The sequence below is a fragment of the Amycolatopsis sp. NBC_00438 genome (assembly GCF_036026695.1).
Lineage (GTDB): Bacteria > Actinomycetota > Actinomycetes > Mycobacteriales > Pseudonocardiaceae > Amycolatopsis.
In genome coordinates this window covers 632,574-648,147 of sequence record NZ_CP107923.1, presented here as the reverse complement: position 1 = coordinate 648,147, position 15,574 = coordinate 632,574, and the positions used below count along the sequence as shown (strand labels likewise).

At 70.7% G+C, this 15,574-nt stretch carries 15 protein-coding genes; 2 read left to right on the top strand and 13 right to left on the bottom strand.

Translation table 11 applies throughout. The features are described 5' to 3' along the window. Positions 1-12 precede the first annotated feature (12 nt). From ileS to OG494_RS03065, 12 genes are all read right to left on the bottom strand, one after another. The gene (gene ileS / locus OG494_RS03120; RefSeq protein WP_328451728.1) at positions 13-3,180 is read right to left on the bottom strand and encodes an isoleucine--tRNA ligase; all 3,168 of its coding nucleotides are present in this window, start codon (positions 3,178-3,180) and stop codon (positions 13-15) included. A 489-nt stretch (positions 3,181-3,669) separates the two neighbouring features. Next, a complete protein-coding gene (locus tag OG494_RS03115) occupies positions 3,670-4,356 on the bottom strand; it encodes a sensor domain-containing protein (protein ID WP_328451727.1) in 687 nt (228 codons plus the stop codon). Between the two features lie 137 nt (positions 4,357-4,493). Next, the gene (wag31, locus tag OG494_RS03110; RefSeq protein ID WP_328451725.1) at positions 4,494-5,339 is read right to left on the bottom strand and encodes a DivIVA-like cell division protein Wag31; all 846 of its coding nucleotides are present in this window, start codon (positions 5,337-5,339) and stop codon (positions 4,494-4,496) included. A gap of 52 nt (positions 5,340-5,391) precedes the next feature. Beyond that, positions 5,392-5,667, bottom strand: a complete 276-nt coding sequence (locus OG494_RS03105) for a YggT family protein (RefSeq protein WP_013224824.1) — start codon at positions 5,665-5,667, stop codon at positions 5,392-5,394. A 115-nt stretch (positions 5,668-5,782) separates the two neighbouring features. Beyond that, complete coding sequence (locus tag OG494_RS03100) at positions 5,783-6,382, bottom strand: cell division protein SepF (protein ID WP_328451723.1); 600 nt, start codon at positions 6,380-6,382, stop codon at positions 5,783-5,785. A 97-nt stretch (positions 6,383-6,479) separates the two neighbouring features. Continuing rightward, the gene (locus OG494_RS03095; RefSeq protein ID WP_328451721.1) at positions 6,480-7,208 is read right to left on the bottom strand and encodes a YggS family pyridoxal phosphate-dependent enzyme; all 729 of its coding nucleotides are present in this window, start codon (positions 7,206-7,208) and stop codon (positions 6,480-6,482) included. Beyond that, positions 7,205-7,909, bottom strand: coding sequence for a peptidoglycan editing factor PgeF (gene pgeF / locus OG494_RS03090; RefSeq protein WP_328451719.1), 705 nt, complete (start codon positions 7,907-7,909; stop codon positions 7,205-7,207). The genes OG494_RS03095 and pgeF overlap by 4 nt, the downstream gene beginning before the upstream one ends. A gap of 86 nt (positions 7,910-7,995) precedes the next feature. Further along, positions 7,996-9,300 carry a cell division protein FtsZ gene (gene ftsZ / locus OG494_RS03085; protein WP_328451717.1) on the bottom strand — a complete coding sequence of 435 codons (1,305 nt, stop codon included), beginning with the start codon at positions 9,298-9,300 and terminating at the stop codon, positions 7,996-7,998. A gap of 242 nt (positions 9,301-9,542) precedes the next feature. Further along, positions 9,543-10,307 (bottom strand): anti-sigma factor, encoded by a 765-nt coding sequence (locus OG494_RS03080; protein WP_442874377.1) that lies wholly within the window; start codon positions 10,305-10,307, stop codon positions 9,543-9,545. After that, positions 10,304-10,915, bottom strand: coding sequence for an ECF RNA polymerase sigma factor SigK (gene sigK / locus OG494_RS03075; RefSeq protein ID WP_328451716.1), 612 nt, complete (start codon positions 10,913-10,915; stop codon positions 10,304-10,306). Before sigK ends, OG494_RS03080 begins: the two co-directional genes overlap by 4 nt. Beyond that, entirely contained in the window at positions 10,908-11,642 is a 735-nt protein-coding gene (locus tag OG494_RS03070; protein ID WP_328458858.1) for a DUF1365 domain-containing protein, read from the bottom strand. The genes sigK and OG494_RS03070 overlap by 8 nt, the downstream gene beginning before the upstream one ends. Continuing rightward, entirely contained in the window at positions 11,636-12,907 is a 1,272-nt protein-coding gene (locus OG494_RS03065; RefSeq protein ID WP_328451714.1) for an NAD(P)/FAD-dependent oxidoreductase, read from the bottom strand. Before OG494_RS03065 ends, OG494_RS03070 begins: the two co-directional genes overlap by 7 nt. Positions 12,908-12,989: 82 nt before the next feature. Between OG494_RS03065 and OG494_RS03060 the strand changes: the two genes are divergently transcribed. Further along, on the top strand, positions 12,990-14,261 hold the full coding sequence (locus OG494_RS03060; RefSeq protein ID WP_328451712.1) for a cyclopropane-fatty-acyl-phospholipid synthase family protein: 1,272 nt from the start codon (positions 12,990-12,992) through the stop codon (positions 14,259-14,261). Next, entirely contained in the window at positions 14,261-15,037 is a 777-nt protein-coding gene (locus tag OG494_RS03055) for a DUF1295 domain-containing protein (RefSeq protein ID WP_328451709.1), read from the top strand. Before OG494_RS03060 ends, OG494_RS03055 begins: the two co-directional genes overlap by 1 nt. Here the strand turns inward: OG494_RS03055 and OG494_RS03050 are convergent. Next, entirely contained in the window at positions 15,024-15,530 is a 507-nt protein-coding gene (locus tag OG494_RS03050) for a DinB family protein (RefSeq protein WP_328451707.1), read from the bottom strand. The genes OG494_RS03055 and OG494_RS03050 overlap by 14 nt on opposite strands. Between the last annotated feature and the right edge of the window lie 44 nt (positions 15,531-15,574).

Here is a 15,574-nt window from a genome sequence, read left to right as displayed (position 1 = left end):
CTCACGAGGCTTTCAGGCCTTGGCGACCGAAACAGTCACCTTCGTACCGTCACCGACGGTGCCGGCGAAACCGTCCGCCACCGCCGCGTGGGTCACCGACGTCGCCAGCGTCTCCGAGCCCAGGAACTTCTCGTGCCGCTTCGCCGCTTCGACGACGTCGCCGGGGGCGTCGACGGTCAGCGCGATCCGGTCGGCGACGTCGAGGCCGGCGTCACGGCGGGCCTGCTGCACGACCCGGATCAGGTCGCGGACCAGGCCTTCGGCCGCCAGGTCCGGCGTCACCTCGGTGTCGATGAGGACCAGCCCGGAGCCGCCGGGCAGCTCGGCCGCCGCGCCGCCGCCCTTGGCGACCAGCCGGCGGTCGAACTCGCCCTCCTGCAGTTCGATCCCGGCCGCGACGACCTTGCCGCCCCGCAGCGACCAGTCACCCGCCTTGACGGCCTTGATCACCGTCTGGACGTCCTTGCCCAGCCGCGGCCCGGCGGCGCGGGCGTTCACCGCGACTTCGAACCCGCCGTGCGCGGCGACGTCGGCGGTCAGCTCGACCGCCTTGACGTTCACCTCGTCGCGCAGGATGTCGGCGAAAGCGCCCAGGGACTCGGCGTCCTCGGCCGCCACGACCAGCGACGACAGCGGCAGCCGCACGCGCAGCTTGTTGCTCTTGCGCAGCGACAGCGCCGACGACGCCACCTGCCGAACCCGGTCCATCGCCGTCACCAGCGCCGCGTCCGCGGGCAGGTCGAGCGCGTTCGGCCAGTCGGTCAGGTGCACCGAGCGGCCGCCGGTGAGCCCGCGCCAGACCACCTCGGTGGTCAGCGGCAGCAGCGGCGCCGCGACCCGCGACGTCACCTCCAGCACCGTGTGCAGCGTGTCGATCGCGTCCGCCTCACCCGCCCAGAAGCGGTCCCGGGAACGCCGGACGTACCAGTTCGTCAGCGTCTCCAGGAAGTCCCGGACGGTCTGGCACGCGCCGGCCACGTCGTAGTGGTCCATCGCGGACTCGACGTCGGTGACCAGCTCGTGCGTCTTCGCCAGCACGTACCGGTCGAGGACGTTCGCCGAATCCGTGCGCCACTTGCCTTCCACGCCCTCGGCGTTCGCGTACAGCGCGAGGAAGTAGTACGAGTTCCACAGCGGCAGCACGGCCTGGCGGACGGCGTCGCGGATGCCCTTGTCGGTGACGACCAGGTTGCCGCCGCGCAGGATCGGGCTCGCCATCAGGTACCAGCGCATGGCGTCGGAGCCGTCGCGCTCGAACACCTCGTTGACGTCCGGGTAGTTGCGCAGCGACTTGGACATCTTCGCGCCGTCCGAGCCCAGCACGATGCCGTGCGAGACGCAGGTGCGGAACGCCGGCCGGTCGAACAGCGCCGTCGCGAGCACGTGCAGCAGGTAGAACCAGCCGCGGGTCTGGCCGATGTACTCGACGATGAAGTCGCTCGGGTAGTGGTGCTCGAACCAGTCGGCGTTCTCGAACGGGTAATGCACCTGGGCGTAGGGCATCGAGCCCGAGTCGAACCAGACGTCGAGGACGTCCGGGACGCGGCGCATGGTCGAGTTCCCGGTCGGGTCGTCCGGGTTCGGCCGGGTCAGCTCGTCGATGTAGGGCCGGTGCAGGTTGTCCAGCCGCACGCCGAAGTCGGCCTCCAGCTGGTCGAGCGAGCCGTAGACGTCGGTGCGCGGGTACGCCGGGTCGTCGGACTGCCACACCGGGATCGGCGTGCCCCAGTAGCGGTTGCGCGACACCGACCAGTCGCGCGCGTTCTCCAGCCACTTGCCGAACTGGCCGTCCTTGACGTTCTCCGGGTACCAGGTGATCTGCTGGTTCAGCTCGACCATCCGGTCCTTGAACTGCGTCACCGCGACGAACCACGACGACACCGCGCGGTAGATCAGCGGGTTGCGGCAGCGCCAGCAGTGCGGGTAGGAGTGGTCGTAGGTTTCGTGCCGCAGCAGCACGGAACCCTGCTGCCCGGCCGATCCCGTGCCGTTCTTGAGGTCGCGGACGATGTTCGGGTTGGCGTCGAACACCTGCTGCCCGGCGTAGTCGGGCACGGTGTCGTCGAACTTGCCGTGCGCGTCGACCGGCGTGACCGGCGGGATCCCGGCGGCGTCGGTGACGGCCTTGTCCTCTTCACCGTAGGCGGGCGCGATGTGCACGACGCCGGTGCCGTCGTCGGTGGTGACGTAGTCGGCCGACAGCACGCGGTGCGCGTTCTCGGTGCCGGTGAAGTACGGGAACGGTGGTGCGTAACGGTTCCCGAGCAGCTGCGCGCCGGTGTAGCGCGCGACGACGGCCGGCTCTTCGCCGAGTTCACGCGCGTACGCGGCGACGCGCGCTTCGGCGAGCAGGAACCGCTTGCCGGGGAGGTTCTCGCTCTCGACGACGACGTAGTCCACCTCGGGGTGCACCGCGGTGGCGAGGTTGGACGGCAGCGTCCACGGCGTGGTCGTCCAGATCAGCAGGTAGGTGCCGTCGAGCTCGTTGTCGTTGCCCTCCATGCGGAACCCGACGGTGACGGCCGGGTCCTGGCGGTTGCGGTAGACGTCGGCGTCCATGCCCAGCTCGTGGTTGGACAGCGGCGTCGCGTCGCGCCAGCAGTAGGGCAGGACGCGGTAGCCCTCGTAGACGAGTCCCTTGTCCCACAGGCGTTTGAACGCCCACAGCACCGACTCCATGTAGGTGACGTCGAGCGTCTTGTAGTCGTTGTCGAAGTCGACCCAGCGCGCCTGGCGGGTGACGTACTCGCGCCACTCGTCGGTGTAGCGCAGCACGGACTCGCGCGAAGCCTCGTTGAACTTCGCGATGCCCATCTCTTCGATCTCGGACGTCTCGGTGATGCCGAGCTGGCGCATCGCCTCGAGCTCGGCGGGCAGGCCGTGGGTGTCCCAGCCGAAGCGGCGCTCGACCTTGCGGCCCTTCATCGTCTGGTAGCGCGGCACCAGGTCCTTGACGTACCCGGTGAGCAGGTGGCCGTAGTGCGGCAGGCCGTTGGCGAACGGCGGGCCGTCGTAGAAGACGTACTCGTTGTCGCCGTGCTCGCCGGCGGGACGCGCGTCGATGGACGCCTGGAACGTCCGGTCGCTCTCCCAGTAGGCGAGGACCTGGGTCTCCAGCTCGGGGAAGGACGGCTGCGACGGGACTCCCGCGCTGTCGTCGAGCTTGGCCTGGGGGTACATCCGGGTGCTCCTCGGTTCGTCGCTCGCGTACGGACGACCGGCTCCCGGTCACCCACACGGGGACGAGACGCCTGACGGCGTTCCGCGGTACCACCCCGCTTGCCCGGCGGTGGAGCTGCCGGGCCGCTCGTTCCACGGCTGTCACGGGCCGCACCCGTCCGGTTCTACTGCGAGCGGTGAGGCTCGGTTCTTCCGGAAGCTCCCCGGTGATGGCCGGATCGACGCTGTGCTGATACCAGGTTAACGGCCCCGCGCAACCGTGTTGTCACGAGGGGCACCGCCGGAAATGGCAGCGCCTTCGCGGGCGCGTCCCCGTGGGCGTCGCCGGGCCGCTCCGCGGACGCGATCCGGGCCCGGTTCGACGAGCCGTACCCGGAGCCCGCTGGTGGCGGCAGCGCATCACAGCCCCCGAAGCCGCGTCGCGAGACCTCGAGCGGGCCGCGCTCGAAGCTGTCGCGCACCGGACGGCGGCGCTCACCTCGGCGTGGCCTAGCGGTGGGCGGCCACCAGGGTCTCGTCGGGGCCGCAGCGGGCGCAAGGGGTGAAGCCGAGCTGGCGGGCTTCGCCGATGCCGATGGGGATCGTGTCGCGGACGCCGACCCAGGCGCAGACCCGGAGGTGGTAGCGGGGGTGCTCGTCGACGACGAAGACCTCGTCGTCCAGGTCGGCCAGCAACGCGATGTCGGCGGCCGACGTCGATTCCTCACCGGGCTCGGCGTCGTCGGCCGGCGCGGGTTCCTCTTTCGCGACGGAGCCGGCGGAGGCGGCCGAAGCGGCCGATGCCCCGGAAGGCTCTTCAGCGGGTTTTTCGGCGGGCTCTTCGACGACGTCGGGTTCGGGCGTGTCGGCCGGATCGCCCAGCTCACCGGCGGCCGGGATCAGGACGGTTTGTTCTTCTTCGGCCGGGTTTTCGGCCGGTTTCTCCGGCTCCGTGAACAGGCCCGGCTTCGTGTCGGCCGGCGGTTCCGACGGCTCGGCCGGCTCCGCGGGTTCGGCACGCTCGACAGTGGGCGCGGCGGCGCGCCGTCGACGGCGCAGCCAGTCGGCGACGAGCATCACCCCGGCGAGCACCGAGAGGCCGATGGAAACCCACGCCCACAGCGAAGAAGCCGTGATGAGCGCGGTGACGAGCAACCCCAGAGCCGCCAGTACCAGTACCAGCACGATGTAGAGCACGCTGAATTACAACATGAACCCGGCCGGATCGGTCCACGACCCGCCCCACGTGCGGTACCGGATCGACTCCGAACCGTGGCAAAACCCCGCCGTACGCCGCGACAACGGCCGGCGCCGGCGGGGTCTTCCCGGAGAAATCAGCCCGCTTCGGCCCGGGGGCCGAACGAGTAGCCCTGGCCGCCGCTCGACGATCCGGACGACTGCCCGGAGTTCGAGGACGCCGAGGCCGGAGCCGCGGAGCCACGGTCGTCGAGCTCGCGCAGCTGGGACTCGAGGAACCCGCGCAACCTCGTGCGGTACTCCCGCTCGATGGTGCGCAGCTCTTCGATCTTCTTGCCCAGCCCGCCCTTCTCGGAGTTCAGGCTGTTCATCGTCTCGGTGTACTTGCGCTGCGACTCGCGCTCCAGCGTGGTGGCCTTGTCGCGCGCCTGGCGCTCCAACGTCTCCGCCCGAGTCCGCGCGTCGTTCAGCATCGTGTCGACGCGCGTGCGCGCCTCGTTGACCATCGAGTCGGACTTCGCCCGGGCGTCCGAGAGCAACTGCTCGGACTTGGTGCGGGCCTCGGCCAGCATCCCGTCGGACTCGGTCTTCGCCTCGGCGGTCAGCCGGTCGGCCATCTCCTGGGCGAGCCCGAGGACCTTGGCCGCCTGCACGTTCGGCTCGCCGCTGTCGCCCACCATCGAGTGGGCCTGCGTCTGCTCCATCGCGGACGCCGGCGGCGGCACCGGCGCGAGACGCCGGGACGGCTCTTCGCGCACCGGGGGCGCGGATTTGGCACTGTCGAGCTCGCTACGAGTCGATTCGAGCTCGGCGTCGAGCTGCTCCATCTGCTGGCGCAGCTCGTTGTTGTCCTCGATCAAGCGGGCCAGCTCGGTCTCCACCAAGTCGAGGAACGCGTCCACCTCGTCCTCGTTGTAGCCCCTCTTGCCGATGGGCGGCTTGCTGAACGCGACGTTATGCACGTCAGCGGGGGTCAACGACATCAGATCACCTCACGCACTCCATGGCCTGCAGGGTCCACCCAAGTCTCCCCGATCAACTTGGAGTCGCCAGTTGCATCGCGAAGAACACAACCAACAGCAGCACCATAATCGATAAGTCCAGTCCGACGCCGCCGATCCGCACCATCGGGATGATTCGCCTGAACAGGCGAACCGGCGGGTCCGTCACTGTGTAGATGGTCTCGAGCGTCACCGCAACCCCTCCGGCCGGGTGCCACTCCCGTGCAAAGGTGCGGACGAGTTCGACCACGATACGTGCCGTCAGCAACAGCCAAAACGCGAACAGCACGTACCAGACGACCAGCCACACAGCTTCCACGTACCTACTCTAACCGGGCGTCCTCGCAGAAGACGCAGTTGAGGGGGTCGACGCGGCATCGGGTCGACAAAATCACGTTTCCTTGCGCTCAGCGGTCCGCGCGACTTCAGCCGCGCAGAAACAATCCGCCCTCGGCAATCCGCCGGCGGTCTTCGGCGGTCACGTCCACATCGGGCGGTGAGAGAAGGAACACCTTGTTGGTGACCTTGTCCATCGACCCGCGCAGCGCGAAAGCGAGCCCCGCGGCGAAGTCCACGAGCCGCTTCGCGTCCGCGTTGTCCATCTCGGTGAGGTTCATGATCACCGGGATGCCCTCGCGGTAGTGCTCGCCGATGGCGCGCGCTTCCGCGTAGCTGGTCGGGTGCAGCGTCGTGATCCGGCTCAACGGGTCACGCACCGGCTGGCGCACGACCGGCTCGGTGACCGGTCGCAGACGGGCCACGGGCTCCGGCTGCCGGTCCATGGCCAGCGCGCCGTGGACCGCGGGTTCCGACCCGGCCACGGAGCGTGAACGGCTGCGGCTGGCAGGCTCGTCGTACGTGTCCTCGGTGTCGCGGTACCGTGAGCGCGACCGAGGAGCGGGCTCCTCGTAGGAGTCGTACTCGTCGTCCGCGTAACCGCGCCGATAATCGTCCTCGACGTCGTAACCGTCGTCGTCAGCGGGCACCATCCCGAAGTAGGCCTTCAGCTTCTGCAGCGCGCTCATGCCTCTCCCTAGCCCTAGCCGCTCCCGCACCAACGCTTCTCCACGCCGTCAGTGCCCCGTATGGACGACCACTAAACGTGACCGGCACACGAGCTCCCTACGGCGAGGCTAAACCGCGTCCACCGAGCAGCGCGGTTCCGACACGCACACATGTTGAGCCGTGCGTGATCGCCTGCTCGAGATCATGGCTCATCCCGGCGGAGACTTCTGCGGCATTCGGGTGATCTTTTCGGAGTGTCTCCCCCGCGCGGGCGAGCCGTTCGAAGGCTGCCGAGGGATCGGCGCCGAGCGGCGCGACGGCCATCAGGCCGCGAAGCCGCAGTTCACCCGTGTGAGCTACGTGTTCGGCGAGCGCGCCGAGCTCGCCGAGCGGGCAGCCGCCGCGCTCGGTGTCGTCGTCGAGGCTCGCCTGGATGAGGACGTCGAGGGGTTCCTCACGTTCTCCGCCGTAACGCGCGGTGTGCACGGCCTTCGCGAGCGCGTCGGCGAGCCGGGCCGAGTCGAGCGACTGCACTTCGTGCGCCCACCCCACCACGGACCGTGCCTTGTTCCGCTGCAGCCGGCCGACCATGTGCCACCGCAGCGCGGACCCGGGACGCAGCTCCGCGACTTCGGCCGCCTTCGGCCCGGCTTCCTGGTCGCGGTTCTCGCCGACGTGGGTGACGCCGAGATCGGCGAGCAGCGCGGCGTCCGACGCCGGGAAGGTCTTGGTGACGGCGATCAGCTGGACCTCGTCGCGGGCCCGGCCGGCCGCGCGGCACGCGGCGGCGATCCGCGCCTCGACGTCGGCCAGGTTCGCGGCCAGCTCGGCGCGCCGGTCGGTCATGCTTCGACCCAGGTGATGCCGGCGATGCGCCCGGTCGTCCCGTCGCGCCGGTAGCTGAAGAGCGTCTTGTCCTCGTTGGTGCACCGCGGGTCGACGCCGATCTTGCCGACGCCCAGGTCGGCGAGCTGGCGCCACAACCCGGCGCGCAGATCGAGCCCGGGGGTGCCCTTGCGGGTCTTGCAGGCGCTGCCGGGAACGTGCTTCTCGACGTCGGCGGCCATCGCGGCCGGCACCTCGTAGCAGTCGCCGCAGATCGCCGGGCCGAGCAGCGCCTCGATCCGGGACGGCTCGGCACCCGCCTCCCGCATGGCCGCCACCGCGGCCGGGACGACGCCGACCCGGGTGCCGACCCGGCCCGCGTGCACCGCCGAGACGACGCCGGCCTCGGCGTCGGCCAGCAGGATCGGAACGCAGTCGGCGACGAGCACCACCAGCGCGACACCCGGCGTCGCGGTCACCAGCGCGTCGGTCGCCTCGGCGGCCCGGGTCTCCGAGCCGTCCACAGTGGTCGCCATGCGGCCGTGGACCTGTTCCATCCAGGCCAGCTTGTCCTCGGCCAGGCCCAGCTCGGCGGCGAGCCGCTTGCGGTTGGCGTAGACGTCGCCCTCGTCGTCGCCGACGTGGTCCCCCAGGTTGAACGTGTCGTAGGGCGGCCGCGACGCGCCGCCGGCCCTGGTCGTCACCACTCGCCGAACCCGCATGCCCTCATCCTCCCAAACGCCGTGAAGGCCACCTTGAGGGACTCCGAGTCCCTCAAGGTGGCCTTCACGGACCACAGTGCTTTTGGTCAGCGCCGCATGAACGGCGGCACGTCGACCTCGTCGTCCGACGGGTCGTCGTGCACCGGCATGGCGCGCCCGGGCAGGCTGCCCTGGGTCGCGTTGGAGCCCATCGGCGAGTAGCCGCGCGAACCGCCGCCGGGCTGCGGGAGCCCGCCGGTGTTCTGGCCGGACGCCGACGGCAGCGGCGTGTGCGACCGCGGCGGCGCGACCGGGTAGCCCGAACCCGAAGCGGACGGCACCGGGGTGGCCCCCGACGGCGGCCCCTGCTGGTTCGAGACCTGCCCGGCCGAAGCCGACGCCGTGCCCGAGCCCTGGCGCGAGCCGGAGCCGAAGGTCGACGGGTCGAGCTTCTTGTGGGTCGGCGCGCCGGCGTCGAAGCCGGCCGCGATCACCGTGACGCGCACCTCGTCGCCGAGCGAGTCGTCGATGATCGTGCCGAAGATGATGTTCGCGTCCGGGTGCGCGGACTCCTGCACCAGTGACGCCGCTTCGTTGATTTCGAACAGGCCCAGATCCGAACCACCCGCGATCGAAAGCAGTGCGCCGTGCGCACCATCCATGGAGGCTTCGAGGAGGGGCGAGTTGATCGCCTTCTCCGCCGCCTGGATGGCTCTGCCTTCACCGCGTGCGCTCCCTATACCCATCAGGGCGGAGCCCGCGCCGGACATGACGCTCTTGACGTCGGCGAAGTCGAGGTTGATCAGGCCCGGGGTGGTGATCAGGTCGGTGATGCCCTGGACACCGGAGAGCAGCACCTCGTCCGCGGAGCGGAACGCGTCCATCAGCGAGACGCCGATGTCGCCGAGCTGCAGCAGCCGGTCGTTCGGGATCACGATGAGGGTGTCGCACTCGTTGCGCAGCGACTGGATGCCGTCTTCGGCCTGCTTGCCGCGGCGCTTGCCCTCGAAGGTGAACGGGCGCGTCACGACGCCGATGGTCAGCGCGCCCAGCTTGCGGGCGATCTGCGCCACGACCGGGGCGCCACCGGTGCCGGTGCCGCCGCCTTCGCCGGCCGTCACGAACACCATGTCGGCGCCCTTGATGACCTCTTCGATCTCTTCACGGTGGTCTTCGGCGGCCTTCTGGCCGACCTCGGGGGCGGCGCCCGCGCCGAGGCCACGGGTCAGCTCGCGGCCGATGTCCAGCTTGACGTCGGCGTCGGACATGAGCAGTGCTTGGGCGTCGGTGTTCACCGCGATGAACTCGACACCCTTGAGGCCGACCTCGATCATGCGGTTCACGGCGTTCACGCCGCCACCGCCGATGCCGACCACCTTGATCACCGCAAGGTAGTTGTGCGGGGGCGTCATCGAAGTCCGCCTTCCTGATCGTTGTGCCCGTACAGCCCGCCGGCCGGTGATCAACTCTCAACCTAAACCCCAGATTGAGAGTTATGTCAACCGCCGACGTTAGGCAGGACGGTAGGCACCAGGCACGCTCTAATCCAGTAGGCACGCCGTGTGTCGCAAAGGTGTTTTGCCACAACACGTTCGTGCGCGCAAGAGCGAGGAGCCGGAAACGGCCCCCGCACCCGGTCTGCTATAGCCGGAAATCAGGCAGGCGCGGGCATGCTCATGAGGACGTCCGTGGGCGCCCCGCTGGGCGATCCACCGGCCTGCTCGAGGCTCACCGCGACCTTGTCGGCGCTGCCCACGCCGTCCGCCACGACCAGCCCGCTGTCGGTCGCGATCACGCCGGCCGAACGCGGCGCTTCGGTGCCGGTGAGCAGCCAGGCCTGGTAGACCTTCCCGCCCGGCTGCGCCGGCAGGCCGGCGTCCATCACCATCAGGCGGTTCTGGGAACGGGACAGCACGACCGTCACCCCGCCGCCGGTCGGCGCCTCGCCGTGGCCGGTCTTCGCGTCCGGCGCCGCCAGCAGGTCGGCCACCGGCGCGTACCGCGCCCGGGCCTGGTCGAGCTGCGTCTGCGCGGTCTGCAGCTCCTGCTGCTGGGTCAGCGCGATCCCGCCGAACACCCCGCCCGCGGCGAGCCCGACGACGGCCGCCGCGGCCGTCACGAGCACCGCCCAGCGCGGGGCGCGTCCCGACCGGCGGTGCCGTTCGGGCGAGCCGGGCCGGGTGCGCGGCGGCAGCTGGCGGGTCGCGTGCATGGCCACCATGACGCGGTCCTTGAACTCCGGCGGCGGCTCTTCGGCCATCGCCGCGCCGAGCCGGGCCGCGGTCGCGCGCAGCTCGGCGACCTCTTTCGCGCACGAGTCGCACTGCTCGAGGTGGCGCGAGAACTCCGCCCGCTCGATGTCCGACACGGCGTCGAGCGCGAACGCACCCGCCAGCGTGTGCATCTCCGGTGTGCTCACGCGGTCACCCCCAAGCAGTCCCGCAGGCGGATCAGGCCGTCCCGCAACCGCGTCTTGATGGTCCCTTGCGGCGTCGAGAGCACTTCGGCCACCTCGCGATAGGTGTAGCCCTGGTAGTAGGCCAGCAGCACGGACTCGCGCTGCAGGTCGGTCAGGGAGGACAGGCACCGGCGGACCTGGGAGCGTTCCAGGCGCGCGGTGACGGACTCGGCGACCTCGTCGAACGGGCGGCCGCGGGCGGCTTCGAAGGTCGCCTTCTGCTCGCGCTCGGTGCTGGCGCGCGCCGAGCGGACGCGGTCGACGGCGCGGCGGTGGGCCAGCGTCATCGCCCAGTTCAGCGCGGAGCCCTTCTCGGGCGAGTACCGCGTCGCGGTGCGCCAGAGCTCGACGAGCACCTCCTGCGCGACCTCTTCGGACTGCGCGGAGTCGCGCACGATCCGGCGGACGAGCCCGAAGATCGGGCCGGAGAACTGGTCGTAGAGCAGCTCGAACGCCCGCTCGTCGCCCTTGGCGACGCGCACCATCAGCTCCTCGGCGCCGGGCTCCGGGTCCGCGGGATCCTCCGGGGGCACGGGAGCCATGTGGCGCTGGCGGGCCGCCTCATCCATGCAGCTGTCCTCCGGCGTTCTGCGGGGTGCGCGGGACGACCGGCGCCTTCCGCAGCCACAGGGCGATCCCGTGACGGCGGATCAGCGCGGACACCCGCTGCGGCAGCAGGGGCCGGGCCAGGACGAGCCGGGCCAGCCACCGCGGGTTCGCCGGGCGGCGAACTCCCCGAAGCGTAGCGACCAGGGGCGTGGTGCCCCCGCGGCGCAACGCCACCGTGAGGTCGAGCAACGCTTCCGGGTGGGGCAGGCGCATCCGGTACTCGCCGTCCATCTCCTGGAACGGCGAGACGTAGAACTCCTTCTCCGCGCGGGCGAGCCCGGCCTCGTCCGGGTGCAGCAGGTAGGCGTGGCGGCCGCCGTAGGTGTTGTGCACCTCGGCGACGACGCACTCGAGCCGCCCCTCCGGGCCGTGGCACCAGTAGACGCTGATCGGGTTGAACACGTACCCGAGCACGCGCGCCGCGGCCAGCATCACGACCTTGCCGCCGCGCAGGTCCACCCCGCGCTCCGCGAGCCACCCGTCGAGCTTCTCCCGGATCCCCCGCTCGTCGCCGGCGACGAAGTGGTCGCGGCGGTCGAAGCCGGCGAACGGGCGCGCCCACCACGGCAGCCGTGGCGGCGCGTCGAGGTCGACCAGCCACAGGTACACCCGGTGGGCGAAGGCGTGCGGCGGGTCGATCCGCCGCACGTGCGCGACGGTGGCGTCGTAGAGCGCGGTCGTCACCAGGTGACTCCCAGGCTTTCGGCGGCCCGCGCCCCGGAGGAGCAGCCGTCTTCGTGGAAGCCCCAGCCGTGGTAGGCACCGGCGTAGGCGAAGACGCCGTCGTTCAGCTCGGGCAGCCGGCGTTGCGCGGCAACGGCTTCCGGCGTGTACACCGGGTGCTCGTAGCGCATCCTGGCCACCAGCCCGTCCGTGCCCGTGCCTTCGCCCGGGTTGAGCGTGACGACGTAGCCGGTCGGCTCGTCCAGCCGCATTAGGCGGTTCATGTCGTAGCTGACCTGGACCGCGCCGGTCGGCGCGCCGCACTCGGGGGCCCGGTAGTTCCAGCCCGCGCGGGCGTCGGCCAGCGACGGCAGCACGCTGGTGTCGGTGTGCAGCCAGGCCTCGTTCTCCGAGTAGCGGAACGCGCCGAGGACGTCGCGTTCGGCGCCGGACGGGTTGGCCAGCAAGGAAAGCGCCTGGTCGGCGTGCGTCGCGATGACGACCCGGTCGACGCGGTGCGGGGTGTCGGCGTCGTCGCGGATTTCCACACCGCCGCCCGCGGTCCGCAGCACCGACCGGACGGGCGTCGACAGGTGCACGGCGGTGAGCTGCTTGGCCGCGCGTTCGACGTATTCGCGCGAGCCGCCGACGACGGTCCGCCAGGCCGGCGAGTTCTTGACGCTCAGCATGCCGTGGTTGCGGAGGAACTCGAACAGGTAGCGCGCCGGGTACCGCAGGGTGTCGCTGCGGTCGGCGGACCAGACCGTCGAGACCACCGGCAGCATGAAGTGGTCGACGAAGTAGCGGGAGTAGCCGCCGATGGCGAGGAACGCGCCGAGGGTGACGTCACCCGCGTCCTGGGCGTCCAGCAGCCGCTTCGCGTGCCGGTGGAACCGCTTCACCTCGGCGAGCATGCGGAGGTAGCGGGGGCGGGCGAGGTTGCCGCGCTGGGCGAACAGCCCCGGCAGCCCCTTCGCGCCGGCGTACTGCAGGCCGCAGCCGTCGCAGCGGATGCTCATCGACATCTCGGTGTCGCGGGTGCGCACGCCGAGCTCGCCGAACAGCTTCAGCAGCGTCGGGTAGGTGCGCTCGTTGTGCACGATGAAGCCGGAGTCCACGCCGATGGTGCCGCCGTGGGCGCTGGGCACGTCGTGGGTGTGCGCGTGCCCGCCCAGCCGGTCGTCGGCCTCGAACAGCAGGACCTCGTGTTTGCGTTGCAGCAGGTAGGCAGCAGTCAGTCCGGCCACCCCGCTGCCGATGACGGCGATGCGTTCTCCCGTGATCTCCACACCGGTAGTTCGCCGCCGGCGCGGACGTGGATTGGATGAGCGCGGCACCAATCCACCACGCAGCAGGGAGCGAATCCCGGTCATGCCGAACAGCACCGCGCACCGCCTCGCCTCGTTCGCCGAAAAGCTCCTCGGCGGGCAGCTCCCCATCGGCCTCCGGACGTGGGACGGAACCCGCGCCGGACCAGTGGACGCGCCCACCGTGGTGCTGCGCAACCGCCGTGCCCTCCGCCGCCTGCTCTTCGCGCCGGGTGAGCTGGGTCTCGCCCGCGCCTACGTCACGGGTGATCTCGACGTCGAAGGCGATCTCGCCGACGGCTTCCGCCGGATCTGGTCCCTCACCCGCGCGGGTGAGCTCAAGCGGGTGAAGCTGGGTCCGCGCGACTGGGCGGAAGCCGCCAAGCTCGCCGGCTCGCTCGGCGTCGTCGGCCTCCCGCCGAAGCCGCCCGTCGAGGAGGCCCGGCTGACCGGGAAGCTGCACAGCCTGCTGCGCGACAAGTCCGCCATCGCCCACCACTACGACCTGGGCAACGCCTTCTACCAGCTGCTGCTGGACGACTCGATGGCCTACTCCAGCGCGTACTTCACCTCCGACGAGCCGGGGTACGGCCTTGCCGAGGCGCAGTCCGACAAGCTGGAGATGATCTGCCGCAAGCTGGGCCTGCGCCCGGGCATGCGGCTGCTCGACGTCGGCTGCGGCTGGGGCTCGCTGCTGGTCCACGCGGCCAAGCACCACGGCGTGCACGCCGTCGGCATCACGCTCTCGGCCGAGCAGCTGCAGCACATCCGCGGCCGGCTCGCCCAGCACGACCTCGAAGACCGCGTCGAGGTCCGGCGCCAGGACTACCGGGAGCTGCCGGACGCGCCGTTCGACGCGGTCGCGTCGATCGAGATGGGCGAGCACGTCGGGGAGATCAACTACCCCACCTACACCGCGACGCTGCACAAGATGGTCAAGCCCGGCGGGCGCGTGCTGATCCAGCAGATGTCCCGCGGCACCGTCGCCCCCGGTGGCGGCGCGTTCATCGAGCGCTACATCGCGCCCGACATGACCATGCGCCCGGTCGGCCGGACCGTCGAACACCTCGAATCCGCCGGGCTCGAAGTCCGCGACGTCCACGCGATGCGCGAGCACTACGTGTGGACAGTCCGGGCCTGGGCCGAGACCCTGGAGCGGAACTGGGCCGACGTCGTCGCGCTCATCGGGGAGACCGGCGCGCGGGTCTGGCGCCTGTACCTGGTGGGCGGGGCGCTGGCGTTCGAGGAGAACCGGATGGGTGTGGACCAGATCCTGAGTGTGCGACCGGACGTGAACGGCGTCAGCGGCATGCCGGCGACCCGGGAGTGGAACTGATGCCACTGGGAGGCACGCTGCTGGTCACCGCCGGCGTCACGATCGTGGCGGTGGTGCTGACCTTCGGGATCGCGCGGGCGCGCAAGCGCTACGACACGATCGACACGTTCTGGGGACTCGGCTTCGCGATCGTCGCGCTGGCCGCGTTCCCGTTCGGCGACGGGCCGCTGTCGCTGCGGCTGGTGGTGACGGCGCTGACCGTCGTCTGGGGTGTGCGGCTGTCGGCGCACCTGCACCTGCGCAACCACAAGCTGCCGGAGGACCCGCGGTACGTGCGGATGGCCGAGCGGTCCGGTCCGGCGAAGATGTTCGTGCGCGTGTACCTGGTGCAGGCCGCGGTGCTGTACTTCGTGTCACTGCCGGTGCAGTTCGCGCAGTACAGCACCGGGATCGGCGTGCTGGGCTGGCTCGGCGTCGCCGTGTGGCTGGTCGGGTTCGGCTTCGAGACGGCAGGCGACGACCAGCTGCGCCGCTTCAAGGCCGACCCGGCGAACAAGGGCAAGGTGCTCGACACCGGGCTCTGGCGCTACACCCGGCACCCGAACTACTTCGGCGACGCGTGCGTCTGGTGGGGCCTCTACCTGCTGGCGTGCTCGACCTGGCCGGGCGCGCTGACCGTCCTCTCCCCCATCGCGATGACCTACACCCTGGCGAAGGGCACCGGGAAGCCGTTGCTGGAGAAGGGCATGGCCCGCACGCGCCCGGCGTACGCGCACTACGTGGAACGCACCAGCGGGTTCTTCCCCCTGCCGCCCAAGCGCGTCACTCCCCGGTGAGCCCGTCGGTCAGCTCGCGCAGCACGTCGAGGTGGCCGACGTGCCGGGCCGTCTCCTCGATCATGTGCGCGACGACCCAGCGGACGTTGAACGTCTCGGCCTTGTGCGTCACCTCGTCGGCGAGGTCGTGCTTCGCGACGATCTCGCGGCTGCGCACGCACTGGGCCTCGTAGGCGGCGAGCAGCTGCTCCACCGTCGCCTCGGGCGGGACCCGGAACTCCGCGTCCGGGTCCTGCTCCAGCTTCTCCTCCCAGGTGTCCGGTTCGCCGTCGACGACCACGGCGAACCAGAACCACTCGTTGAGCGTGAGGTGCGCGACCAGGCCGGCGACGGTCGTCAGCTCGCTCGGCAGGTGGACCTGCCGGGCCTGGTCGAGGCTCAGCCCGCCGCTCTTCCAGGCGACGGTGGCGCGGTGGTAGTCGAGCAGGCTGGTGAGGATCTCCCGCTCGCCGCCGGTGAGCGGGATCTTCGGGCGGTCCGGTCGTTCGGTCATGGCCCGGACTCTGCCAGACGGGTCCGACACTTTTCCGCGCCAAA

What these genes read in the sequence shown, in the direction of transcription:
- sigK (WP_328451716.1), bottom strand. Translation starts at nt 10,915, where the DNA reads ATGGATGAGGCGGCCCGCCAGCGCCACATGGCTCCCGTGCCCCCGGAG.
- OG494_RS03055 (WP_328451709.1), top strand. Translation starts at nt 14,261, where the DNA reads ATGCCACTGGGAGGCACGCTGCTGGTCACCGCCGGCGTCACGATCGTG.
- OG494_RS03060 (WP_328451712.1), top strand. Translation starts at nt 12,990, where the DNA reads ATGCCGAACAGCACCGCGCACCGCCTCGCCTCGTTCGCCGAAAAGCTC.
- ftsZ (WP_328451717.1), bottom strand. Translation starts at nt 9,300, where the DNA reads ATGACGCCCCCGCACAACTACCTTGCGGTGATCAAGGTGGTCGGCATC.
- OG494_RS03095 (WP_328451721.1), bottom strand. Translation starts at nt 7,208, where the DNA reads ATGACCGACCGGCGCGCCGAGCTGGCCGCGAACCTGGCCGACGTCGAG.
- pgeF (WP_328451719.1), bottom strand. Translation starts at nt 7,909, where the DNA reads ATGCGGGTTCGGCGAGTGGTGACGACCAGGGCCGGCGGCGCGTCGCGG.
- ileS (WP_328451728.1), bottom strand. Translation starts at nt 3,180, where the DNA reads ATGTACCCCCAGGCCAAGCTCGACGACAGCGCGGGAGTCCCGTCGCAG.
- OG494_RS03100 (WP_328451723.1), bottom strand. Translation starts at nt 6,382, where the DNA reads ATGAGCGCGCTGCAGAAGCTGAAGGCCTACTTCGGGATGGTGCCCGCT.
- OG494_RS03050 (WP_328451707.1), bottom strand. Translation starts at nt 15,530, where the DNA reads ATGACCGAACGACCGGACCGCCCGAAGATCCCGCTCACCGGCGGCGAG.
- wag31 (WP_328451725.1), bottom strand. Translation starts at nt 5,339, where the DNA reads ATGTCGTTGACCCCCGCTGACGTGCATAACGTCGCGTTCAGCAAGCCG.